This is a genomic window from Shinella sp. GW821-FHT10F02 (assembly GCF_058809275.1).
Genome location: NZ_JBXASL010000001.1, coordinates 971810 through 993161, shown reverse-complemented (window position 1 = coordinate 993161; position 21352 = coordinate 971810). Strand labels below are relative to the sequence as shown.

Genomic DNA, 21352 nt, shown 5'->3' with positions numbered 1-21352 from the left:
TTCGTCACCACGCGGCGCTCAGGTTTTAAAGCAGGCCGGCGGCCGTCATCAGTTCCACGACCTTCTTGCTGTCGAGCGTGGAGGCTTCGACCTTCGGTGCGTCCAGATCCTTCAGCGGCACGAGCTTGGGATTGGCGTCGCCCGCAATTGCATATTCGAAGGAATCGCCATCACGCAGGATCGACTGGCCGCCCTTGCCAGTGACCCATTTCAGGAAGGCCTGGGCTTCCTTCTGGTGCTTGCTTGTCTTCAGGATGCCGCCGCCGGAAATGCTGACGAAGGCGCCCGGATCCTGGTTCTTGAAATAGTGCAGGACGACGTTGTTGCTGTTTTCGCCGGTCTTCGCCTGATCGCCGAACCAGTAGTAGTGGTAGATCACCGCGCCTTCGATTTCGCCGGCATTGACCGCCTTCATGGCGGTGCTGTTGCCCTTGAAGGGGGTGGCGTTTTCCTTCATGGCCGTCAGCCAGGAGGCCGTCGCCTCTTCGCCCTTCAACTGCAGCAGCGCGCCGACGATCGCCTGGAAATCCGCGCCGGCGGGCGATGCGCCCCAGCGGCCCTTCCAGGCCGGATCGGCGAGATCGAGCATGGACTTCGGCAGCTTGTCCTCGGTGAGCTTCGTCTTGTCATAGGCAAAGACCGTCGAGCGCGCGGCAATGCCCGTCCACATGCCGTCGGCCGGGCGATATTCTGCCGGAACCTGGTCGAGCGTCTCCTTGTCGACCGGCGCGAAACGCCCCTGCTGGTCGAGCAGCGCCATGGCCGGCGAGTTTTCCGTGAGGAACACATCGGCCGGCGTCAGGTCGCCTTCCTGGAGGATCAGGTTGGCGAACTCCATGTCGCTGCCCTTGCGCACGACGACCTTGATGCCCGTCTCCTTCGTGAAGGCCTCGATCCAGGCCTTTCCGAGCCCTTCATGCTGGGCATTGTAGACGACGAGCTCCTGGAACTCCTCGGCGCGGGCACTAGAACCCAGCGCGGTGGCCGCAAGAAGCGACAGTGCTGCGAATGTTATCCGGATCGACTTCGTCATGTTGTTCTCCTTCGACGTGAAATTCATCGGCAGCCGCAGAAAACTGGGCAAACACACTCCACTTATAACCCCGATGCCGGCCCGTGCCATGCGGACTTAAGTCCCTATGGCCCATTGCGGGCATTGCGCAGGAACATCGCGGCCTCGGTGCGGTTGCGCGCCCGCAGCTTTTGCAGGATGCGCGTCATGTTGTGTTTGACAGTCTTTTCCTGAAGATTCAGGTGGCGAGCGATTTCCTTGTTGCTGTTTCCCGCTGCGACGAGGCTCAGCACCTGCTCCTCGCGCGGCGTGAGGCTGGCGAGCGTTGTCCCAGTGTCAATCGGCATCACCCCCTCGGAGGGCACCTTCATCTCGACGAGGATGCGCGCGGCAAGGCCGGAGGACACATAGCTCTCACCGGCGACGACGCGCCTGACGATATCGACGAGGGTCGGCGCATCGACGCCCTTCAGCACATAGCCCCGCGCACCGATCTTGATGGCGGCGAGCAGATCGTCGCGCTCTTCGGAGGCCGTTAGAACGATCACCGCGGCCGAGGGGTAACTTTGCAGAATGGAGGACAGCGCCAGATGACCGCCGCCGGGCATCGACAGGTCGACGAGGATCGCGTCCGGCTTCTTCTCGCTGTAGAGCGCAACGGCGTCCTCGGCGCTGGCGCCCTCCCCGACCACCACGATATCGGCCTCGTCCTCCAGGCTTCTCACAAGCCCGTTGCGATAGATCGGATGGTCGTCGGCGATCGCTATTCTAAGCATGGTCGGTGTCATGGGTTGGAATTTTCATGCGCACTATGGTTCCGGCGCTGCCAGAAGTAATTTCGAGCTGGCCACCGAGACCGGTGATCCTCTCTTCAAGGCCCGTCAGGCCAAGCCCCCGGTCGTCGGCGCGTCGAACGAAGCCGATGCCGTCATCCTCCACGCAGATCTCGACCATGCCGCCCGCTTCCGCGACGCCCACGGAGACCCGGCTTGCCTTGGCATGGCGCGCTGCATTGCTCAAGGTTTCCTGGATGAAGCGGTAAATGCAGATCTTGGCCGCCTGCGATGCGACATGCACCGGGGCGATGCGCGCCAGAACCGCGCCGCGGGAATGGGTCTCGTGCTCCCGGATCGCGCGAAGGGCGACGTCGTCGCCGCTGAGCATTTCCAGTTCGGGAAGAGTGAGGCCGCGGCAGATGTTGCGGATATCCTCGATTGCAGCGTTGATGGATTGCTGGACGCGCAACGCATCGTCATCGCGCGCGCGGCCCTTGCTGATCGCTTCGAGCCGAAGCGCCGCAAAGCCAAGCAACTGCGTCGGGCCGTCATGCAGTTCGGCGGAAATCCGCCGCAGATATTGTTCGTTCAGGGCGGCAGCGCGCTGGTTGGCCCTGTCCGCCCGCAGGCGCAGGGACCGGTTGACGGCGAGCATGCGCGACAGTTCCACGACCTGCTCGTCGAGCGAGCGCCGCTGCGTCTTGATCCGGTGGTTGCCGCGCGCGACGATGCCGAAGAGCAGCACCAGCATGCCGGCCGTCACGGCCGCGACGACAAGCCAGCTCTGCATGCGTACCGTGTTGAGATCGGCCCGCAGTTCGTCGGCCTTCTCATAAAATTCCGCGACGGCGACGACGTCGCCGGACCAGGCCTCCCGGATGGGGCTGTAGATTTCCAGCATCGCAATCCGGCTCTCCCGCTCGATGCGGTTTTCGTCGGAATGCAGATGGTCGAATTCGGCATGCACTGTTCCCGCCGAAGCGGAGGCGAGCTTTGGCGACACCTCGAAGCGCTTTCCGATCAGGCTCGGTTCGCTGCTGAAGATGATGGTGCCGTCCGTCCGCCAGAGCTTGAAGGAGAACAGCCGCGTGCTGAGCGCGCCCTGTTGCAGGGTCTCCGTCAGTGTCTTTCGCGCGCCCTCACTCAGCGTTTCGGCGGAGGTCAGTTCCGAGGTCAGCGGCGCGATGATGCTGTCGACGTAAAGCGCTGTCACCGACCCGGCATTGCGCACCGCCTCCCGCTCGATCCGGCTCGTCACCCAAAGGCCGATCAGCACCATGCCGACGACCAGCACGGCCGCACCGGCGACGGCGAACTGCCAGGCGAGGCTGAGGCGCGAAAACAGCGGGCCTTCGATTCTATCGGCGTGGAACAGGGTCATCCCCCGACGATAGAGTTTTGCCCCCCGGCCCTCAATTGCAAACCATTGCCTTTTTCTCAAGAAATCCTTACGGCAGGGTCGGGTGGCCGTTCCAGCGGCCGTCCGACCTTTCTCATGGCATGAAGGCATGGGCCTTGTTGCAGGATAGTACAGCAGAAGCATTCAACGGGGCGTGGCCGGCGCGGCAGCGGGCGACCGCCTTGCTTCCGCGTGTGCCGGTCGTCGCCCTTGCCACGCTCGTCGCGCTGTTCAGCCTGGTGCCGCTCGGCTTCATCGCCTGGGTGACCTACGATGTCGGCTGGGAAACGGTGAAGACCTTGGTTTTCCGCCCGCGCATCGGCGAGCTGATTCTGAGCACGGTCTATCTGGAAGCCATCACCATTCCGCTGTCGATCGCGCTCGCGGTCGGGCTCGCCTGGCTGACGGAACGCACCGACATTCCCGGCGCGCGGCTCTGGGCCTGGCTGGCGATCACGCCGCTCGCCGTGCCGGCCTTCGTGCACAGCTATGCCTGGGTCAGCCTCGTGCCGAGCATGCGCGGGCTTTCGGGCGGCGTCTTTGTCGCCGTTCTCGCCTATTACCCCTTTCTTTACCTGCCGGTGGCCGCAGCGCTCAGGCGGCTGGACCCGGCGGTGGAAGATGCCGCCGCCTCGCTCGGCCTCGCGCCCGTGGCCGTGTTCTTCCGCGTGGTGCTGCCGCAGCTGCGCCTCGCCATCTGCGGCGGTTCGTTGCTGATCGGCCTGCACCTGCTGTCGGAATACGGCCTCTTCGCGATGATCCGCTTCGACACGCTGGCCACCGCCATCGTCGATCAGTTCCAGTCCTCCTACAACAGCCCCGCCGCCAATATGATCGGCGGCGTGCTGGTCACCTGCTGCCTGTTCCTGCTGGCGCTGGAAGTGCTGGTGCGCGGTAACGAGCGTTATGCCCGCGTTGGCGCCGGTGCCGCACGGCCGGTCGACCGGCGCCGGCTCGGGCGCCTTGCGCTGCCCGCCCTTCTTGTGCCGGCGGGGCTCGCCCTCCTCACCCTCGGCGTGCCGCTGCTCACACTCGGCCGCTGGCTTTGGATCGGCGGTCTCAATATCTGGAACAACGAGGTGACGGGCGCGGTCGCGCAAACCATCGTGCTGGCGCTTGCCGGCGGCATCCTCGCGACCATCGCCGCCGTGCCGATGGCCTGGCTATCGGTGCGCGCGCCCGGTCGGCTGCAACGGCTGCTCGAAGCCTGCCACTATTATGTCGGCTCGCTGCCGGGCGTGGTGGTGGCGCTGGCGCTGGTGTCGATCACCGTGCGCTTCCTGCTGCCGCTCTACCAGACCTTTGCCATGCTGCTCGCCGGCTACGTGCTGATGTTCCTGCCGCGCGCCATGGTGGGCCTGCGCGCCAGCATCGCGCAGGCGCCGGTGGAACTGGAACGCGCGGCGATGGCGCTCGGGCGCACGCCCGGCCAGGCGCTGCGCCAGATCACCCTGCGGCTCGCCGCACCCGGTGCCGCCGCCGGCGTCGCGCTTGTCGCGCTCGGCATCACCAACGAACTGACAGCCACCCTGATGCTCGCACCGAACGGCGTCGACACACTCGCCACGCGCTTCTGGTCGCTGACAAGCGAGATCGACTATGTCGCCGCAGCACCTTACGCGGTGATGATGGTGGTCCTGTCGCTGCCGCTCACCCTTCTTCTCCATGCCCAATCGAAACGGACGGCCGGACAATGACGCTGCTTGACCTCGAAACCGTCAGCAAGCGCTATGGTCCCGTGCGCGCGCTCGATGCCGTCAGCCTTTCCGTCGCCCCCGGCAGCCGCACGGCGGTGGTCGGACCGTCCGGCTCGGGCAAGACGACGCTGCTGCGCATCATTGCCGGCTTCGAATTTCCCGATACGGGCCGGCTCAGCCTCGACGGCGCGCTGCTTGCCGACGGACCGGCGGGCGTGCCGGCGCACAAACGCGGCATTGGCATCGTCTCGCAGGACGGCGCGCTGTTTCCGCATCTGAGCGTCGCCGACAACATCGCCTTCGGCTTCGAACGCGGTGCCCCGGACCGGGCAAGCCGCATCGCCGAACTGATGGAAATGGTGGAACTCGACGGCGCCATGGCGACCCGCCGGCCGCACCAGCTCTCCGGCGGCCAGCAGCAGCGCGTGGCGCTGGCCCGCGCGCTCGGCCGCCGGCCGCGGCTGATGCTGCTCGACGAACCCTTTTCCGCGCTTGACACGGGCCTGCGTGAAAACATGCGCAAAGCGGTCGCGCGCGTGCTGCAAAATGCCGGCATCACCGCAATTCTCGTCACCCACGACCAGGCGGAGGCGCTTTCCTTTGCCGACCAAGTCGCGGTGCTGCGCGAGGGGCGGCTGGTTCAGGCGGGCTCGCCGCAGATGCTCTACCAGCATCCGCGCGATCGGGAAACGGCGCTGTTTCTTGGCGATGCCGTGCTGTTGCCGGCGATCGTGCGCAACGGCTTTGCCGACTGCGCGCTCGGGCGCGTGGCGGTCGAAAGCGACCATGCGGGCAAGGCGGAAATCATGCTGCGGCCGGAGCAGATCCGCGTCGTCGTCGATGCCGCAGCACCGCAGAATGGCGGGCGCGTGGTGGACGTGCAGTTCGGCGGCGCCATCTGCACCGTGGCCGTGGCGCTGGCAGACGTCGCCCTGCCGCCGATCCTCATCAAGACCTCCAGCGTCGCGCTGCCCGCAGCCGGCAATCTCGTGCGCCTCGACGTCACCGGCAAGGCCCACGTCTTCGGCTAAGCGGCCTCGGCCAGCCCTTCGAGCCAGCGCCAGGTGTCGCGCACATCGGCGTCCCCGAGCCGTCCTTCGCTGGAAAGCGCATACCAGGCGCGCGGCGATCCGATGGCGGCCGCGAAGGGCTGAACCAGCGTGCCAGCCGCAATGGCCGCTTCGGCAAGCAGGGCGCTGGCAAGCGCCACGCCCTGGCCAAGCTCCGCCGCCGCCAAGGCGATATCGCTGTCGCTGAAATTGGCACCCCTCCAGACCGCTGCCGTCTCGATGTCCATATGCCCCAGCCAGTCGGCCCAGCCGACGGGGCCTTCGTCATGGATGAGCGGCGCCCGCAGCAGGTCGGCGGGCTCTTTCAGCGTGGCCGCGAGCGCCGGTGCTGCGACCGGGAAAACACGATCGCGGGCGATCAGCAGGCTTTCGCAGCCGACGGGCGGCTCGTGGGCGTGGATGATGGCGATATCGACTTCCATCGTCTCGAAATCGACCGGCACCCCGCTGGTGTCGAGCCAGGGCTCGCAGGCGGGGGCCGCGGCCTTCAGCGCCGGCAGCCGCGGCAGGAGCCAGCGCCGCGAAAAATCCCGCGGTGCATAGATCACGACGCTGCCGGGCTTGCGATAAGGCTCCAGGCGCCGATAGCCCTCCTCCATCAGTTCCAGGCAGCGGCGCACGGTGCGGTAATAGTCGCGCCCGGCATCCGTGAGGCGCACCTCCCGGCCGATGCGCAGGAACAGCGGCTGCCCGATCTGGCCTTCGAGAAGGCGCATCTGATGGCTGATCGCCGACTGCGTCAGGCCGACCTCCTCCGCCGCACGACTGAAACTTTCCAGCCGCGCCGCCGCTTCAAAACCCTTCAGGAACTGCGTGGGCGGAATGTGCCGGAATTTCAGCATACATGAATTTCATTCATCATCAGCAGGAATCCTTCTCGTTTGTATCGGACCTCTGTCGCCCCGATAATGAGCGCCATAGATGAATAGGAGTCAATCATGGATACGAAAGCATGGCCGGACACGGCGGTGAAACTGCGCCGGCCGGGTGAGTTCGAGCCCCATGCCAAGACCTGGATGGCCTGGCCGCACCGGCAGGATCTCTATGGCGATCGCCTGCCGGCGATGCAGCAGGCCTATGCCGATGTCGCCCGCGCCATTGCGGGTTTCGAGCCCGTCAGCATGGTGGCCCACCCCAACCATGCCGATGGCGCCCGGGCCCATCTCGGCCATGGCATCGAGGTCGTCGCCCTGCCGATCGACGATTGCTGGATCCGCGATTCCGGCCCGACCTTCCTCAAGCGCGGCGATGGCGGCCTCGCCGGCGTGTCCTGGCGCTTCAACGCCTGGGGCCGTAAACACGAGCCCTTCGACGCCGACGATGCGCTGGCTGGCAATGTGCTGGCGCATGAAGGTGCGGAAATCCTGCGCTCCTTCCTGTTCTGCGAGGGCGGCTCGCTTGCCTGCGATGGCGAAGGCACGCTGATTGCGACCGAGACGAGCCTGCTGCATCCCAACCGCAATCCCGGCCTCTCAAAAGCCTGGGTGGAGCAGGAATTGCTGCGCATGCTCGGCCTGGAAAAGGTCGTCTGGCTGCCGGGCGATCCGCTCGACCTGGAGACGGACGGCCATGTCGACGGCATGTGCTGTTTCGTCAAACCCGGCGTCGTGATGTTCGAATACAATCCCGACCCGGCCGACCTGCACGGCCGCATCCTTGCCGACAACCTGGCGGCCCTCAACAGCCAGACGGATGCGCGCGGCCGCCGCTTCGAGGTGATCCCCATTCCGGAGGCCTATGACGTCGAGGCGACCAGCGAGGTTTTCGCCCGCTCCTACATCAATTTCGCGCTGACCAATGGCGGCGTCGTGATGCCGACCTTCGGCCGCCCCTCCGGCGAGGAAGCCAAGGCGGCCGTGGCCCGCGCCTTTCCGGAGCGGCGCATCGTGACCGTCGACGTCGGGGCCGTCGTGCCTGCCGGCGGGGCGATCCATTGCATCACGCAGGAGCAGCCGTTGTGACCGCGGCATTGACCCGGCGTCACTTCGTGCTCGCGGCGGGCCTGGCGCTTATGCCCGAAATGCCGGTCCGAGCCGCAGAGGAGAAAGCTTTGACCACAGTTCCCGCAGAATCCGAACGCCATGCACGGACCTGGATGGCCTGGCCGAGCACGCCGAAGCTCTACGGCGGTTCGGGTGCCTATTTCGAAAGCGTGCAGGAAACGCTGGGCCGGCTCGCAGCCGCGATTGCGGAGAACGAGCCCGTTACGATGGCCGCCGCGGCGGACCAGCACGATCTTGCCGCCCGCCTGTGCGGCCCAAGGGTCGAACTCGTCGACATCCCGACCGACGACATGTGGGCTCGCGACAGCGCGCCGGTCTTCGTGCGAAAGGCCGACGGCAGCCTCGCGGCCATCGATTTCCACTTCAACGGCTGGGGCGGCAAGCAGGTCCATGCCCGCGACGGCCAGCTCGCCGCCCGCATCGCGGAGCAAGCCGGCACCGAGCGGCTCGATGCTGGCCTCTGCGGCGAAGGCGGCGGCCTGGAATATGATGGCGACGGCACGCTGCTCCTCACCGAAAGCTGCTGGGTGAACGACAACCGCAATCCCGGGCTGGAGCGCGCCGAGATCGAACGGCGCCTGAAGACGGCGCTCGGTGTCCAAACGGTGCTTTGGGTGCCCGGCGTGCGCGGGCTGGATATCACGGACGGGCATATCGACGGATCGTTCCGCTTTGTCGAGCCGGGCCTCGTGATCGCCAGCAGCTATCCCGGCGACACGTCGGAATGGGGCCGCGCCCATGAGGAGGCGCTCGCGATCCTCGCCAAGGCGCGAGACGCCCGGGGCCGTCCGCTGGAGATCGTCTCCATTCCCGCCGCGACGGACGTCCGCTCGACGAGCGAGGATTTTTTGACCAGTTACGCGAACTACTATGTCGGCAACGGCGCGCTCTACACTCCGCGCTTCGGCGATCGCAAGGCGGATGCGCTTGCCGCGGACGTGCTCGGCCGGCTGCATCCGGGTCGCCGCATCGTCGAGCTTGAGGTCGATCGCATCTACGAAAACGGCGGTGGCATCCACTGCGTCACGCAACAACAACCCGAATGAGGTGAAGCCATGCGTTCCATGATTGCGGCTGCGGTGCAGATTGCGTGCACCGATGATATCGAGGCCAATCTCGAAAAGCTCGAAACCCATGTGCGCGAGGCGGCGCGAAGGGGTGCTCAACTTGTCGTGCTTCAGGAGCTGTTCGAAGGCGTCTATTTCTGCGTCGACGAGGATAAAATCCACAATGCCCGCGCCCGGCCGCTGCAGGGCCACCCGACCATCGCCCGCATGGCGGCGCTCGCCCGCGAGACGGGCGTCGTACTGCCCGTGTCCCTCTTCGAGCGCGATGGCGCCCGCCTGTTCAACACGCTGGTGATGATCGATGCCGATGGCAAGGTGCTCGGCCACTATCGCAAGAGCCATATCCCCGACAGCCCCGGCTATTCCGAAAAATTCTACTTCGCCGATGGCGATACGGGCTTTCGCGTGTTCGAGACGGCGGCCGGCAAGGTCGGCGCCGGTGTGTGCTGGGACCAGTGGTTTCCGGAGGCGGCGCGCGCCATGGTGCTGCTGGGCGCCGAGGTGCTGGTCTATCCGACGGCGATCGGCTCGGAACCCTCCTATCCTGGCTGGGATTCGCGCGACCACTGGCAGCGCGTCATGCAGGGCCATGCCGGCGCCAACCTCACGCCCGTCATCGCAGCCAACCGGATCGGCGTCGAAACGGGCAAGACATCGGCGGTCACCTTCTACGGTTCCTCCTTCATCGCCGACCACACCGGCGCCAAGCTTACCGAGGCCGACCGGGTCACGGAGGGCGTGATCACCGCGGCGCTCGACCTCGATGCCATCGCCGAGGCGCGCCGAAGCTGGGGCGTCTTCCGCGACCGGCGCACCGATCTCTACAGCCCCCTGCTCCAGCCGACGCCGGCGCGGCTGCTGGCGGACAAAGCAGCCTGACAATCCGGCAACAACCGAACCAACAGCACGGAGAAAGACGATGAAACGCTGGCTCACGCTTGCGGCATGCCTCGCGGCAACCTCGGTTTCGGCCGAAGAGAAGGTTCTCTACCTCTATTCCTGGGAGTCCTATTTCAGCACGGCATCGATCGCGGCCTTCGAGAAGGAGACGGGCATAAAGGTCTCCTACGACCTGTTCGATTCCAACGACATGGTCGAGACGAAGATGCTGACGGGAAAGTCGGGTTACGACCTCGTCACCGTCAACCTCTCGCCGCACTTCCTGCGCCAGTTGCCGGTCGGCGTCTGGGCGACGCTCGACCGCAGCAAGCTTGCCAATTTCGGCAATATCGACCCGGTCGTGCTGGAGCGCGCCACCGCCGTCGACCCCGGCAATGCCCATAACGTTCCCTGGATGTGGGGCACGACCGGCGTCGGCTACAATGTCGAGAAGGTACGGGAGATCATGCCGGACGCGCCGGTCGATTCGCTGCGCATGGTCTTCGATCCCGCGGTCGTCGAAAAATTCGCCTCCTGCGGCGTCGGCATGCTCGACGATGCCGAGCAGGTGCTCGGCCTCGCCCTGATCTATCTGGGGCTCAACCCCGATACGACCGACAAGGACGAACTGGAAAAGGCAGTAGAGGTCGTCTCCAAGGTTCGTCCCTATGTGCGAAAGTTCCATAGTTCCAGCTACGTCAACGACCTCGCCGATGGCGGCCTGTGCCTGGCGATCGGCTTTTCCGGCGACATGCTGATCGCCAGCAGCCGGGCGAAGGAGGCGGGCAAGCCCTTCACGATTACCTATAAATTGTCGAAGGAAGGCAACCTCGTCTGGGCCGACGTGCTTGCCATACCCGCCGACGCCTCGCATCCGGAAGCCGCCCACGCCTTCATCGACTTCGTGATGCGCCCCGAGATTGCTGCGACCGCTGCCACGGAAACCGGCTTCTCCACCGCCAACAAGGCGGCCCTCCCCCTGCTCGACGAGAAACTGCGCTCGAACCCCGACCTTTACCCTTCCGAAGAGGCGCAAAAGCGTTTCCACCTGCCGAAGGCGCTGAGCCAGAAGGCGCTCAAAATGTGGACGCAGGCCTGGGATCGCGCGAAGGGTGTTCGCTAGCCCATCCCTGCCCTCGAAATGCGACGGACGACTGGCCAGCGCACCTGGCCGGTTTGTTCGTTTGATGCGTCGAAAAATTCTTTCGAACCGATACGTGCCTTCCAGAAGGCGGCATAAGGGCGCTATAGAACGGTCAGGACATGCTGTTTCGACGACAAGGATCTATTTCATGACCGAGAAATCCCCCGCCGACAATTTCCCCGCCGGCTATGAAGTTCCGAAGGTCTGGACTTGGGACAAGGGCAATGGCGGCGCCTTCGCCAGCATCAACCGGCCCATCGCCGGCCCGACGCAGGACAAGGACCTGCCGGTCGGCAAACACCCGCTGCAGCTCTATTCGCTGGCCACGCCCAATGGCGTGAAGGTGACGATCCTGCTTGAGGAGCTTCTGGCCGCCGGCCATACCGAGGCTGAATACGACGCCTGGCCGATCCGCATCGGGGACGGCGAGCAGTTCGGCTCCGGCTTCGTCGCGGCCAATCCGAACTCCAAGATTCCGGCGCTGATGGACCATGCGCCGAAGGGGGGCGGCGCGCCGGTGCGCGTCTTCGAATCCGCCTCCATCCTTCTCTATCTCGCCGAAAAGTTCGGCGCCTTCCTGCCCGGCGAACTTCGCGCCCGCGCGGAAACCTTCAACTGGTTGTTCTGGCAGATGGGTTCCGCGCCCTTCCTCGGCGGCGGGTTCGGCCATTTTTATGCCTATGCGCCGGTGCACATCAAATATGCCATCGACCGCTACGCCATGGAGGTGAAGCGCCAGCTCGACGTGCTCGATCGCCACCTCGCGGAAAACCAGTTCATGGCCGGCGCCGATTACACGATCGCCGACATGGCCATCTGGCCCTGGTATGGCGGCCTCGCCCAAGGCAAACAATATGGCGATGCCGGCACCTTCCTCGACGTGCAGAGCTACGCGAACGTGCAGCGCTGGACGGCCGAAATCGCTGCCCGCGCGGCGGTCAAGCGCGGCCGCATGGTCAACCGGCTGAACGGCGATCCCTCCGAGCAGCTGCATGAGCGCCACGACGCCTCGGACTTCGACACGAAGACCCAGGACAAAATCGGCCAGGCGTAAGGAGGACCGGATGCCCACCCTTCCCGACATGACGAAACACCGCGGCTTTCCGTCCGGCATGCCGGGTACGGGCGTGCAGTTCACCATCCGGCGCGCCAATCCGAAAGGGGTGACGCCGATCAAGGCGTTGCCCCGTCGCGCCCGCCCCGGCACGGCCGAGCACCGCATCGACGCCGCCTTCCTGCACGCGCTCTGGCACCATTTCGGCGCAGAGCCCTTCGAGCGCGGCAATCTCGATGCCGCCCGCCTCAACCTGCTCTTCGGCCGCGAGGTCGTGGCGGCCGACAAGGATTTCGACCCGCTGTCCTACGAGGCCATGTTCGTCATCGACGAACGGGTGGCACGACAAAGCTTTCCGGAATCCTTCGAGGATGTCTTCGAGGTGTAGACGGGCCGGCGCGCGCCCGTTCAAACGCTGCTGAGAAGCAGGCTCGTCTCGCTGTTGGAAACGCCATCGACCATGCGGACCTCGCGCAGCACGCGGTCGAAATCCGAGAGGCTGGCGGCGCGGATGTTGGCGACGAGGTCCCAATTGCCGTTCGTCGTGTGCAGCGCCTGCATCTCCGGGAAGCCGCGCAGCTTGCGGATGACGTGCGTCGTCGACTTGCCCGACACTTCAATCATCATGACGGCGTGCACGCTGTGCGCGTCGTAATCGTCCCTGACCCGAACCGTGAAACCAAGCAGCGTGCCGGTCTCCATCAGCCGATCGAGCCGGCTCTGCACCGTGCCGCGGGCGACGCCGAGTGCATCGGCGAGCTTGGCGAGCGATGCCCGGCCGTCCGCGCGCAGGTGGCCGATGATCCGGCGATCAAGGTCGTCGGGCATGTATTTCGCGATCGTCATCTGACTATTTTCACACTTCTGCTGGGCATATCGATCAATCGACTGCCAGAAATGGCACAAGATTGCTCTTTCGGTCAACATTTCCGGTCGTTAGCCTTCCGGCACACAGCCAGCAGAGGAAACCGCCATGTCCGCACCGCTCCCCTCGGAGAAAGCCCTCGTTCCCTTCGTCAGCGTCGAGAACATGATGCGGCTTGTCCATCATATCGGCGTCGAGACCATGCTGGTCGAGCTCACGGACGTCATCGAAACCGATTTCCGGCGTTGGGAGCTGTTCGACAAGACGCCGCGCGTCGCCTCGCATTCGCGCGAAGGCGTGATCGAGTTGATGCCGACCTCGGACGGCGAGATTTACAGCTTCAAATATGTCAACGGCCATCCGAAGAACATGGGACAGGGCCTACAGACGGTGACGGCCTTTGGGCTGCTCGCGGAAGTCTCCACCGGCTATCCGGTTCTGCTCACCGAAATGACGCTGCTGACGGCGCTGCGCACCGCCGCAACCTCGGCCATGGCCGCCCGCCATCTCGCGCCGAAGGGTGCGCGCACCATGGCGATCATCGGCAACGGCGCCCAGGCGGAATTCCAGGCGCTGGCCATGAAGGCCGTTCTCGGCACGGATCATGTCCGCCTCTACGACATCGATCCGCTGGCGACCGAGAAGGCCGCCCGCAACCTCGCCGGTTTCGGTCTGACGGTGACCGCCTGCACCACGCCCGAGGCGGCCATCGAAGGCGCGCAGATCATCACCACCTGCACCGCCGACAAACAATATGCCACCATCCTCACCGACAACATGGTCGGCGGCGGCATCCACATCAACGCGATCGGCGGCGATTGCCCGGGCAAGACCGAGCTCCACCGCGATATCCTGCTTCGCGCCGATACCTTCGTGGAATATCCGCCGCAGACGCGCATCGAAGGCGAAATTCAGCAGATGGATGCGGACTATCCAGTAACGGAACTCTGGAAGGTGGTTTCCCGCGAGGCCCAGGGGCGGCGGGACGCGGGCCAGATCACGCTCTTCGACAGCGTCGGCTTCGCTACCGAAGATTTTTCCGCGCTGCGCTACGTTCGCGAGAAGCTGAAACAGAACCGCTTCTACCAGGAACTCGACATCATCGCGGACCCCGACGATCCGCGCGACCTCTTCGGCATGCTGCAACGCGCACGATAAAGGCGGGACCGATGAGACAGTCCCCCTACTCCACCCAGGCGCCGTCCGCCGTCGTCATGGTCCGGCCCCGCCATTTCACCGTCAACACGGAAACTGCGGCGGACAACAGCTTCCAGGTCCTGACGGATACCGGCGAAAACCTCGCTGCGGCCGCTTATGACGAGATCACACGCGCCGCGCAAACGCTCGAAAGCCAAGGCGTAGCGGTCCATCTGTTCGAGGACGAGGGCACGCAAACGCCGGACTCCGTCTTCCCGAACAACTGGTTTTCCACCCATGCCGGCGGCCATGTGGCGATCTACCCGATGAAGGCGGAAAGCCGCCGGCGCGAGCGGCGGAGCGACGTCATCGAGATGCTGAAGACCCGTTACCGGGTGCAGGACGTGATCGACTATTCGGGTCTGGAACCTGACGGCCTGTTCCTCGAAGGCACCGGCGCCATGGTGCTCGACCATATCGACCGCGTCGCCTATGCCGTGCGCTCCGATCGCACGGACCCGATCGCGCTGGAGCGCTTCTGCACGCATTTCAACTTCGAGCCCATGGTGTTCGACGCGCGTGACGGTAACGGCGTGCCGGTCTACCACACCAATGTGCTGATGTGCGTCGCCACCGGCTTCGCCATGATCGGCACCGGCATGATGAGCGATCTGAAACGCCGCGACGAGGTCATCGCGCGGCTGGAGCGCTCGGGCCGCAGCATCGTTACGCTCAGCAACGCGCAGATCGAGAACTTCGCCGGCAACGCCCTGGAATTGCAGGGTAAGGATGCGCGGATACTGGCGCTTTCGACGACGGCCCTTGCGGCTCTTGATGCGGATCAGCGGGCGACGATCGAGGAAAGCGCTCGAATCGTGGCGCTGGACATCCCGACCATCGAGCGCGCCGGCGGTTCCGTCCGCTGCACGCTGGCCGGCATTCACCTGACACCGCGAACCTAGAGGATATCAGCCGCGTCGTGCCGCCTCGATTGCGGCGACGTCGATCTTCTTCATGTCCATCATCGCATCGAAGGCCCGCTTCGCTTCGGGACCGCCGGCGGTGATCGCCTCCATCAGGACGCGCGGCGTGATCTGCCAGGAGACGCCCCATTTGTCCTTGCACCAGCCGCAGGCGCTTTCCTCGCCACCATTGTCGACGATGGCGTTCCAGTAGCGGTCGGTCTCTTCCTGGTCTTCGGTCGAGATCTGGAACGAGAAGGCTTCGTTGTGCTTGATCTGCGGCCCGCCGTTGAGGCCGATACAGGGTATGCCGGCCACGGTGAACTCGACGACCAGCACCGCGCCCTGCTTGCCATCCGGGTAATCCCCGGGGGCATGGTGCACCGCGCCGACGGCGCTGTTCGGGAAGGTCTCGGCGTAAAAGCGGGCGGCGGCCTCGGCATCCTTGTCGTACCACACGCAGATGGTGTTCTTTTCCATTGCATCGTCCTCTCGGTGAAGCGCGGTTCCTGTTCGCTGGCCTGCAAAATAGGTCGCCGGCTGGCTTTCTCCACCCCGCGGGTGTCATCAGGTTGCGGCGGCAATGGGCTTTCGCGTGGGCCAGGTCATGGCGATGACACCGGCGAGCACGCAGACCAGCCCCAGCCATGCCGTCGGCATCAGCGTCTCGCCCAGGAACAGCACGCCCAGCCCGACGCCGATCGGCACCCGGATATAGGCCTGCGCCGTCGTACCGACCGAGCCGAGCGTCTGGATCAGCCGAAAATAGATGACGAAGGCCAGCGCCGTCGAGAAGACGGAGAGCCCCAGGAGGGCCATTATGGATTCGCTGCTCGGGGCCAGCGTCCACGGGCGATCGACGATCAGGCTGGCGGGAATGAGGAGGACGGCGCCGCAGATCATCGAGCCCGCCGCCGGGATCATCGGATCGAGCCCCCGGAAATTCTTCCCGAAGATCGCAGCCCCCGCATAGCTCACGGTCGCTGCGACGATGGCGAGCTGCGCCCACGCCTCCTGCCCGAGCCCGCCGAGCGCCTCGAAGCCAACGATAAGGCCGACGCCGACCAGGCCTGCCGAAACGCCGAAGAGCTTGCGGCCCGTCACGACCTCATGGCGGGTGACGAGGGCGGTGAGCAGGAAGGTGAAGATCGGCGAGGTCGAATTCAGGATCGTCGCAAGGCCGGCATCGGTCGTCTGCTCCGCCCAGGCGATCAGGGTGAAGGGAATGACGCTGTTCAGGCAGGCCTGGAAGAGAAAGCGGCCCCAGCTTTTCCGGTCCCGGGGTAGCGACAGGCCGCGTGCCCAAACGATTGCGAGAAGAAGGCTGCCCGCGATAAGCGTTCTCGCGGCGATCAGGGTTATCGGCGGGATCGTTTCAACGCCGAGCTTGATAAAGGTGTAGGACGCACCCCAGAGGCTAGAAAGCAAAAACAGCAATGCGAGGTCGGTGGTCAGGCTTTTATTCTCGGCCGTCATTCCAGTCCCTTTTTCGGCTTCGCGATGATGCGACCCTATCCGACCAGCGCCGAAAATGGTTCGATGGTGAGAGAAGCGTGGGCGTCAGCCCTTTACGCGATCCAGCGCCGCCTCGACCCGTGCGATATCGGCCGGGCGCAGGGGCAGGATCGGCCGCGGCGGAGCGGCGTTGCTGAGGCCGAGAAGCCCGGCAATGGCATACATCACGCGAAAACTGCCGAATTCCTTGAACAGGTCCCAGAGCGGCTGGAAGGCCAGGTCGAGCCGCTCGGCCTCGGCCCGATTGCCGGCCATAGCGGCGCGCGTCAGCGCCAGCGCTTCGGCCGGCAGCAGGCCGGCGACGACACTGTACCAGGCGGCACCGCCCGAAAGCAGCGATTCCTTGGCACCCCAATCGCCGCTGTAGCCGATGGGGAAACCTGCAGGCGTACGGGCATGCAGCCTGGCGATTTCGCGGCGGAAATCACCATCGGCCGGCAGCGGCATCTTTATGGCGGCGATGTTCGGCACTTCCGCCAGCCGGGCGATCAGGTCGTCGCTGAAGACGAAGCGCGTCGTGCCGGGATTGTTGTAGATGCAGAGCGGCAGGTCGCCGGCCTTGGCGACCGCGGCCATGTGCTGGAAAACCTCCTCCTCCGTCAGCGGCGTATAGGACATGGGCGCCAGCAGCAGCCCGTCCGCACCGGCCGCCTTTGCATCGCGCGCCAGCGCCTCGGCCTCGTCCGTACGCAGCGCGCCCACACCGACGATGACGGGAATGCGGCCGCCGACGCTGGCGATCGCTGTCTCGACGGCGTGCCGACGCTCTTCGCGCGACAGGAAGGCGTAACCGCCCGTGCTGCCGAGCAGGCCGATCGAATCCGCGCCCGCACTGCGGATACGCTCGAGCAGGCGGGAGAGCGCCTCCCGGTCGACGCGGCCGGCGGCGTCCGTGGGCGTGATGGAAAAGGCCGAAAGGCCGGAAAATAGGGTCATGCGCTCCTCCTGTCGGCCGATCATAGACCGCCGGGCCATTTGAAGGCGACCAGCCACATTGTCACCGCGACAAATCCCTGATTGCATGTTGCAAAAGCAGTGCCCGGCTGCGGCCTTGAACAGGTCCGGCCTGTCACGCCATAGTGACGTCCGTTCGATACGGGGGGTGAAGTTCGCGGCGAACGTACCTATCTCCCGAACTGCGACGATGAAATTCCGGGCTCGATGCAGGAGATGGTGAATTCCCATGACGCCGAAGCGCAGATCGCCTCTTCCGCTGCTCGACGAATCCGGCGCGACGCTCCAGTCCCGCCCTATCCGCAAGCGGGATCCGCAGCAGCCCGGCCTGCCCTTCGATCCGATGCCCGATCGCATAGAACCCTGTCTCGCCTCGCGCAGGCCTGCCCCGCCGGAAGGTGCGGACTGGCTCTATGAGGTGAAATGGGATGGCTACCGGCTCGCCGTCCACATCGATCCGAAGGGCGTTCGTCTTGTCACACCGGGCGGTGAGGACTGGACGCACCGCTTTCCGGCCATCGCGGCCGCAGCCCGCAATCTCGGCGTCAACTCGGCCATTTTCGACGGCGAGGCGGTGATTCTCGATGAAGAAGGCCGGTCGGATTTCGCGGCACTGCAAAACGCGCTTGGCGGTAAAAGGGCTTTGCAGGAGGCCATCTTCCTTGCCTTCGATCTACTCTATCTCGATGGCCAGGACCTGACGGGCACGGAACTCTCCTTGAGGCGGCATCTGCTGGAAGATCTCGTCCCGGCCGGCGGGGACGGCGCGATCCGGCTGTCGGAAGAACTCGACATCGATGCAGACGACCTCCTAGCCGAAGCGCGCCGGTTCGGGCTGGAGGGCATCGTCGCCAAACATCGCAACCGCCCCTACCGATCCGGTCGCAGCGACGACTGGCTCCAGGTCGAATGCATAGAGGGCGGCAGCTTCATGATCGTCGGCTATGAGCCATCGGATTCCGCCCAAAGCGGCATCGCCAGCCTGCTTCTCGCCGCACGGCACGGACATGATTGGGTGCATGTCGGTTCCGTCTCGACCGGGCTAAGCGCCAAGGATGCGGACTATCTCCGCAAGACGCTCGACATGCTCAAGACGCGCAAACCGGTCTTGCCGATGAAGGGCAAAGGCTACGTCTTCACGCTGCCCACCCTCATTGCTGAAATCGAATTCCGCGGCTGGAGCGAAGACGGCAATCTCCGCCAAACGCTTTATAAGGGCTTGCGAAAAATCCAGGACAACGCCGCCGTGTATGACATGAAACAACACGTCGGCCTGGAAAAGAAATAGGGCGCTCGACCCTTTCGGGGAGCGCCCTATTAGACCCGGACGACACGCGCAGCAGTATGGTGCTGTTGCGGCAGGCATCATCAATACGGGTGGTGAACCCTAGATATGGATGGGCCTGGAGCAATTCAAGGGGCTCGAATCCGGTCTTCGCAACCCACGAAGTATCAAAAAATGACAATGGATCGTGGAGATTAAGGCTTACCAACCAGCAAGCGCATTGCAGACTGCGTCCAACCGCGATAGGTTTTGCCGCGCGGCAATCCGCTGTTCGAGCTTCGAGGATTAGAAATGGCCACTGGCACTGTTAAGTTTTTCAATGGGGAAAAGGGTTTTGGTTTCATCACGCCCGAAAATGGGGGCAGTGATGTCTTCGTACACGTTTCCGCTCTGCAGGGCGGCTCGCTGAGCGAAGGCCAGCGCGTCAGCTATGACGTTGGCCAGGACCGCAAGACCGGCAAATCCAAGGCAGAAAACGTCCGCGTTCTCTGATCTGTTTCGTTCGAGGATCGGCTGAGAAGCCTCGCCGGTCCTCGTTCGGCACTTTTGAGCCAAGGCGTCAAGACACGCCGAATGCCGGGCTTGGCTTCCAAGCAAACGGCGAGAGTTCAGGCGTAAGCCACCCACCCCCTGAATGTCAGGCCCGCATAAATCAGGCTGACATCCGAAAACCCCGCTTCCCGCAGCATCGATTCGTCCTCTTCGGGCGAGAGAATCGACAATCTCGTGGCAATAGCCTGCCGCGCGCTTTCCGCGTCCCCGGAAGCCCCTCCGAAGGCGACATGGCGGGCGATCCACATCGATCGCTCGGGTTCACCCTGCGGAAAACTGATATGGGCGACAAGGAACGGCGCGCCCGGCACCAGCCGGCGACGCAATTGCTGCAAGGTGTCGAGGCGTTGATCGCGCGCCACGAAATGCAGCGTGAGGAAACAAACGGCCGCATCGAACGGCCCCTCTTCAGCGGTGTCTATATATCCCTGGTGCAATTGCACACGCGGCAGATGAGGCCCTACCATCTCCTGCGCCAGCAAAAGCATGTCGGCCGAGGGATCGATTCCGTAAAAATCCCAGTGAGGATTTTCGTCGGCCAAAGCCTTGAGCTCCAGTCCACCGCCCGCGCCCAGCACCAGAACCCGGCCGGCCCCCGGCACCCGCTCTGCAATCAGCATCGACGCCATGCGGTGGAGCGAAGCGAGGCCCGGAACCTTTTTCAGCGTTCCTTCCACATAGGAACTGGCATGCGCCGCGGTAAAAGCCGGTTTGTCGACGCCGGGAGATCCAGATTTTTCATTGCTTGAAGTCATGTAACAATAATAGTTACAAATTCCGCATTCGGTCAAGCGGCGTGAAGACGGCACCGAGGGTGGAGTTACCCCGAAAAGAGACCTCAAACGTGATCGAGGTCGCGAAAACCTGCCCGATACGCCATGATAGCGTCGAACACTCCTCTTCTGCCCTCAAGCCCTTCCAGACATAATGCTATCCATTCCAGTTCCCTTCGTCGTTGCGACCCTGCTTGTCATTCTGCTGGTCACCGTCATTCGACGCGACGACGATGCGCCGCCGAACATGCCGTTTCTCGCCTTGATTCTGGTGGCCGCCCTTCAATCGATCCTGCTGGGGTTTCGCTGGGGCTACGCGGTGAATGGCGTCGGTCCGGTGCTGCCCATCGTGGCTTCGACGGTACCGCCGCTTGTCTATGCCGGCGTGGCCGGGATGGTGCGCAAGAGCGATGTGTCACCGATCCTGCGTGTGGGTCTGCATCTCATTCCGGTGATCGCAATTGTGCTGATGGTCCTGCTGTGGCGCGCTGCCATCGACTTCGCCATCGCATTGATCTTCAGCGGCTATGCGGTGGCGATCCTGCTTTTGATGCGGCCGGGCTCGGACGCGCTTCGCCTGACGCCTTTCGATAATGCCGGCCCCGCCTATCGCGCCATCCTCTTCGCAGCGACGGCCCTATTGTTGTCGGCGGCGATGGACATCGTGATCTTTCTCGACTTCGCCTGGACCCAGGGCGACCATGCGCCCCTTCTGGTCACCATCGCGAACCTTGCTGTATTGGCGGTGCTGTCCGGCGCCGTCGCGACAGCCGGGCGCCGAGGCAAGCCCGATCAGACGGCAGGTGCCGGCCCTGGCCCCAGATTGGAGATGGCGGAGGACAAGGAAACCCTCGCCGCGGTTCAGGCGGTGATGCAGGCGAAACGAGTCTATCGCGATGTCGATCTCAGCCTCGACCGGCTGGCGCGCAAGACGGGAATTCCGGCCCGGCAGATTTCCACGGCGATCAACCGGGCGACGGGCAAGAACGTCTCGCAATATGTCAACGAGCACCGGATCGCCGAGGCCTGCGCGCTGCTTGCCGAGACGGACAAGCCCGTGACCGAGATCATGTTCGAGGTGGGTTTCCAGACCAAGTCCAACTTCAACCGCGAATTCCGCCGCGTCACCGAAATGTCGCCGCTCGAATGGCGCGAGCGCAAGGCCGCGACGTCCCCGATCGCGATCAAGCACGACCCATAACGCGTTC

General features: G+C 64.4%; 22 protein-coding genes. 13 read left to right on the top strand and 9 right to left on the bottom strand.

What is annotated here, in order from left to right; genetic code table 11:
- Positions 1–25: 25 nt before the first annotated feature.
- The 3 genes from AC1RWL_RS04620 to AC1RWL_RS04610 all read right to left on the bottom strand — a co-directional run bounded on the left by AC1RWL_RS04620 (position 26) and on the right by AC1RWL_RS04610 (position 3169).
- The gene (locus AC1RWL_RS04620; RefSeq protein ID WP_493093034.1) at positions 26–1033 is read right to left on the bottom strand and encodes an iron ABC transporter substrate-binding protein; all 1008 of its coding nucleotides are present in this window, start codon (positions 1031–1033) and stop codon (positions 26–28) included.
- 104 nt (positions 1034–1137) lie between these two features.
- Positions 1138–1800 (bottom strand): response regulator, encoded by a 663-nt coding sequence (locus AC1RWL_RS04615; protein ID WP_493158236.1) that lies wholly within the window; start codon positions 1798–1800, stop codon positions 1138–1140.
- Entirely contained in the window at positions 1781–3169 is a 1389-nt protein-coding gene (locus tag AC1RWL_RS04610; protein WP_493093036.1) for a sensor histidine kinase, read from the bottom strand. Before AC1RWL_RS04610 ends, AC1RWL_RS04615 begins: the two co-directional genes overlap by 20 nt.
- Before the next feature lie 119 nt (positions 3170–3288).
- Between AC1RWL_RS04610 and AC1RWL_RS04605 the strand changes: the two genes are divergently transcribed.
- Together AC1RWL_RS04605 and AC1RWL_RS04600 are read left to right on the top strand one after the other, a co-directional pair.
- The gene (locus AC1RWL_RS04605) at positions 3289–4884 is read left to right on the top strand and encodes an ABC transporter permease (RefSeq protein WP_493093037.1); all 1596 of its coding nucleotides are present in this window, start codon (positions 3289–3291) and stop codon (positions 4882–4884) included.
- Positions 4881–5915 (top strand): ABC transporter ATP-binding protein, encoded by a 1035-nt coding sequence (locus tag AC1RWL_RS04600; protein WP_493093038.1) that lies wholly within the window; start codon positions 4881–4883, stop codon positions 5913–5915. The genes AC1RWL_RS04605 and AC1RWL_RS04600 overlap by 4 nt, the downstream gene beginning before the upstream one ends.
- Here the strand turns inward: AC1RWL_RS04600 and AC1RWL_RS04595 are convergent.
- A complete protein-coding gene (locus tag AC1RWL_RS04595; RefSeq protein ID WP_493093039.1) occupies positions 5912–6796 on the bottom strand; it encodes a LysR substrate-binding domain-containing protein in 885 nt (294 codons plus the stop codon). The genes AC1RWL_RS04600 and AC1RWL_RS04595 overlap by 4 nt on opposite strands.
- A gap of 96 nt (positions 6797–6892) precedes the next feature.
- Between AC1RWL_RS04595 and AC1RWL_RS04590 the strand changes: the two genes are divergently transcribed.
- From AC1RWL_RS04590 to AC1RWL_RS04565, 6 genes are all read left to right on the top strand, one after another.
- Positions 6893–7915, top strand: coding sequence for an agmatine deiminase family protein (locus AC1RWL_RS04590; RefSeq protein WP_493093040.1), 1023 nt, complete (start codon positions 6893–6895; stop codon positions 7913–7915).
- Between the two features lie 89 nt (positions 7916–8004).
- A complete protein-coding gene (locus tag AC1RWL_RS04585; protein ID WP_492647475.1) occupies positions 8005–9003 on the top strand; it encodes an agmatine deiminase family protein in 999 nt (332 codons plus the stop codon).
- 9 nt (positions 9004–9012) lie between these two features.
- Positions 9013–9903 carry an N-carbamoylputrescine amidase gene (gene aguB, locus AC1RWL_RS04580; RefSeq protein WP_493093041.1) on the top strand — a complete coding sequence of 297 codons (891 nt, stop codon included), beginning with the start codon at positions 9013–9015 and terminating at the stop codon, positions 9901–9903.
- Between the two features lie 40 nt (positions 9904–9943).
- Positions 9944–11026, top strand: coding sequence for an extracellular solute-binding protein (locus AC1RWL_RS04575; RefSeq protein WP_493093042.1), 1083 nt, complete (start codon positions 9944–9946; stop codon positions 11024–11026).
- A 169-nt stretch (positions 11027–11195) separates the two neighbouring features.
- Positions 11196–12101, top strand: a complete 906-nt coding sequence (gene yghU, locus AC1RWL_RS04570; RefSeq protein ID WP_493093043.1) for a glutathione-dependent disulfide-bond oxidoreductase — start codon at positions 11196–11198, stop codon at positions 12099–12101.
- A 10-nt stretch (positions 12102–12111) separates the two neighbouring features.
- On the top strand, positions 12112–12489 hold the full coding sequence (locus AC1RWL_RS04565; protein WP_256114725.1) for a hypothetical protein: 378 nt from the start codon (positions 12112–12114) through the stop codon (positions 12487–12489).
- A gap of 20 nt (positions 12490–12509) precedes the next feature.
- Here AC1RWL_RS04565 and AC1RWL_RS04560 read toward each other — a convergent pair whose 3' ends face one another.
- Positions 12510–12947, bottom strand: coding sequence for an Lrp/AsnC family transcriptional regulator (locus AC1RWL_RS04560; RefSeq protein WP_256114726.1), 438 nt, complete (start codon positions 12945–12947; stop codon positions 12510–12512).
- A 127-nt stretch (positions 12948–13074) separates the two neighbouring features.
- Between AC1RWL_RS04560 and ocd the strand changes: the two genes are divergently transcribed.
- Positions 13075–14124 carry an ornithine cyclodeaminase gene (gene ocd / locus AC1RWL_RS04555; RefSeq protein ID WP_493093044.1) on the top strand — a complete coding sequence of 350 codons (1050 nt, stop codon included), beginning with the start codon at positions 13075–13077 and terminating at the stop codon, positions 14122–14124.
- Between the two features lie 11 nt (positions 14125–14135).
- A complete protein-coding gene (ctlX, locus tag AC1RWL_RS04550) occupies positions 14136–15065 on the top strand; it encodes a citrulline utilization hydrolase CtlX (RefSeq protein ID WP_493093045.1) in 930 nt (309 codons plus the stop codon).
- A gap of 6 nt (positions 15066–15071) precedes the next feature.
- Here the strand turns inward: ctlX and AC1RWL_RS04545 are convergent, their stop codons facing one another.
- The 3 genes from AC1RWL_RS04545 to AC1RWL_RS04535 all read right to left on the bottom strand — a co-directional run bounded on the left by AC1RWL_RS04545 (position 15072) and on the right by AC1RWL_RS04535 (position 17516).
- A complete protein-coding gene (locus AC1RWL_RS04545; protein ID WP_492647482.1) occupies positions 15072–15545 on the bottom strand; it encodes a VOC family protein in 474 nt (157 codons plus the stop codon).
- Positions 15546–15632: 87 nt separating this feature from the next.
- Positions 15633–16541, bottom strand: a complete 909-nt coding sequence (locus tag AC1RWL_RS04540; protein WP_493093046.1) for a DMT family transporter — start codon at positions 16539–16541, stop codon at positions 15633–15635.
- Positions 16542–16625: 84 nt separating this feature from the next.
- Positions 16626–17516, bottom strand: a complete 891-nt coding sequence (locus AC1RWL_RS04535; protein ID WP_493093047.1) for a dihydrodipicolinate synthase family protein — start codon at positions 17514–17516, stop codon at positions 16626–16628.
- A 247-nt stretch (positions 17517–17763) separates the two neighbouring features.
- Between AC1RWL_RS04535 and ligD the strand changes: the two genes are divergently transcribed.
- A complete protein-coding gene (gene ligD / locus AC1RWL_RS04530; protein ID WP_493093048.1) occupies positions 17764–18822 on the top strand; it encodes a non-homologous end-joining DNA ligase in 1059 nt (352 codons plus the stop codon).
- Positions 18823–19110: 288 nt separating this feature from the next.
- Positions 19111–19311, top strand: a complete 201-nt coding sequence (locus tag AC1RWL_RS04525; protein WP_256114733.1) for a cold-shock protein — start codon at positions 19111–19113, stop codon at positions 19309–19311.
- A gap of 116 nt (positions 19312–19427) precedes the next feature.
- On the opposite strand, the gene AC1RWL_RS04520 is transcribed toward AC1RWL_RS04525, so the two are convergent.
- Positions 19428–20126, bottom strand: a complete 699-nt coding sequence (locus AC1RWL_RS04520) for a class I SAM-dependent methyltransferase (protein ID WP_493093049.1) — start codon at positions 20124–20126, stop codon at positions 19428–19430.
- Between the two features lie 172 nt (positions 20127–20298).
- Between AC1RWL_RS04520 and AC1RWL_RS04515 the strand changes: the two genes are divergently transcribed.
- Entirely contained in the window at positions 20299–21345 is a 1047-nt protein-coding gene (locus tag AC1RWL_RS04515) for a helix-turn-helix domain-containing protein (protein WP_493093050.1), read from the top strand.
- Positions 21346–21352 lie beyond the last annotated feature (7 nt).

Excerpts from the sequence above, each read along its gene's own strand:
- AC1RWL_RS04605 (WP_493093037.1), top strand. The coding sequence starts at position 3,289 with ATGAAGGCATGGGCCTTGTTGCAGGATAGTACAGCAGAAGCATTCAAC.
- AC1RWL_RS04615 (WP_493158236.1), bottom strand. The coding sequence starts at position 1,800 with ATGACACCGACCATGCTTAGAATAGCGATCGCCGACGACCATCCGATC.
- AC1RWL_RS04540 (WP_493093046.1), bottom strand. The coding sequence starts at position 16,541 with ATGACGGCCGAGAATAAAAGCCTGACCACCGACCTCGCATTGCTGTTT.
- AC1RWL_RS04590 (WP_493093040.1), top strand. The coding sequence starts at position 6,893 with ATGGATACGAAAGCATGGCCGGACACGGCGGTGAAACTGCGCCGGCCG.
- AC1RWL_RS04565 (WP_256114725.1), top strand. The coding sequence starts at position 12,112 with ATGCCCACCCTTCCCGACATGACGAAACACCGCGGCTTTCCGTCCGGC.
- AC1RWL_RS04545 (WP_492647482.1), bottom strand. The coding sequence starts at position 15,545 with ATGGAAAAGAACACCATCTGCGTGTGGTACGACAAGGATGCCGAGGCC.
- AC1RWL_RS04515 (WP_493093050.1), top strand. The coding sequence starts at position 20,299 with ATGCTATCCATTCCAGTTCCCTTCGTCGTTGCGACCCTGCTTGTCATT.
- aguB (WP_493093041.1), top strand. The coding sequence starts at position 9,013 with ATGCGTTCCATGATTGCGGCTGCGGTGCAGATTGCGTGCACCGATGAT.
- AC1RWL_RS04575 (WP_493093042.1), top strand. The coding sequence starts at position 9,944 with ATGAAACGCTGGCTCACGCTTGCGGCATGCCTCGCGGCAACCTCGGTT.
- AC1RWL_RS04525 (WP_256114733.1), top strand. The coding sequence starts at position 19,111 with ATGGCCACTGGCACTGTTAAGTTTTTCAATGGGGAAAAGGGTTTTGGT.
- AC1RWL_RS04595 (WP_493093039.1), bottom strand. The coding sequence starts at position 6,796 with ATGCTGAAATTCCGGCACATTCCGCCCACGCAGTTCCTGAAGGGTTTT.
- AC1RWL_RS04520 (WP_493093049.1), bottom strand. The coding sequence starts at position 20,126 with ATGACTTCAAGCAATGAAAAATCTGGATCTCCCGGCGTCGACAAACCG.
- AC1RWL_RS04560 (WP_256114726.1), bottom strand. The coding sequence starts at position 12,947 with ATGACGATCGCGAAATACATGCCCGACGACCTTGATCGCCGGATCATC.
- ctlX (WP_493093045.1), top strand. The coding sequence starts at position 14,136 with ATGAGACAGTCCCCCTACTCCACCCAGGCGCCGTCCGCCGTCGTCATG.
- AC1RWL_RS04610 (WP_493093036.1), bottom strand. The coding sequence starts at position 3,169 with ATGACCCTGTTCCACGCCGATAGAATCGAAGGCCCGCTGTTTTCGCGC.
- ligD (WP_493093048.1), top strand. The coding sequence starts at position 17,764 with ATGACGCCGAAGCGCAGATCGCCTCTTCCGCTGCTCGACGAATCCGGC.
- yghU (WP_493093043.1), top strand. The coding sequence starts at position 11,196 with ATGACCGAGAAATCCCCCGCCGACAATTTCCCCGCCGGCTATGAAGTT.
- AC1RWL_RS04600 (WP_493093038.1), top strand. The coding sequence starts at position 4,881 with ATGACGCTGCTTGACCTCGAAACCGTCAGCAAGCGCTATGGTCCCGTG.
- AC1RWL_RS04620 (WP_493093034.1), bottom strand. The coding sequence starts at position 1,033 with ATGACGAAGTCGATCCGGATAACATTCGCAGCACTGTCGCTTCTTGCG.
- AC1RWL_RS04535 (WP_493093047.1), bottom strand. The coding sequence starts at position 17,516 with ATGACCCTATTTTCCGGCCTTTCGGCCTTTTCCATCACGCCCACGGAC.
- ocd (WP_493093044.1), top strand. The coding sequence starts at position 13,075 with ATGTCCGCACCGCTCCCCTCGGAGAAAGCCCTCGTTCCCTTCGTCAGC.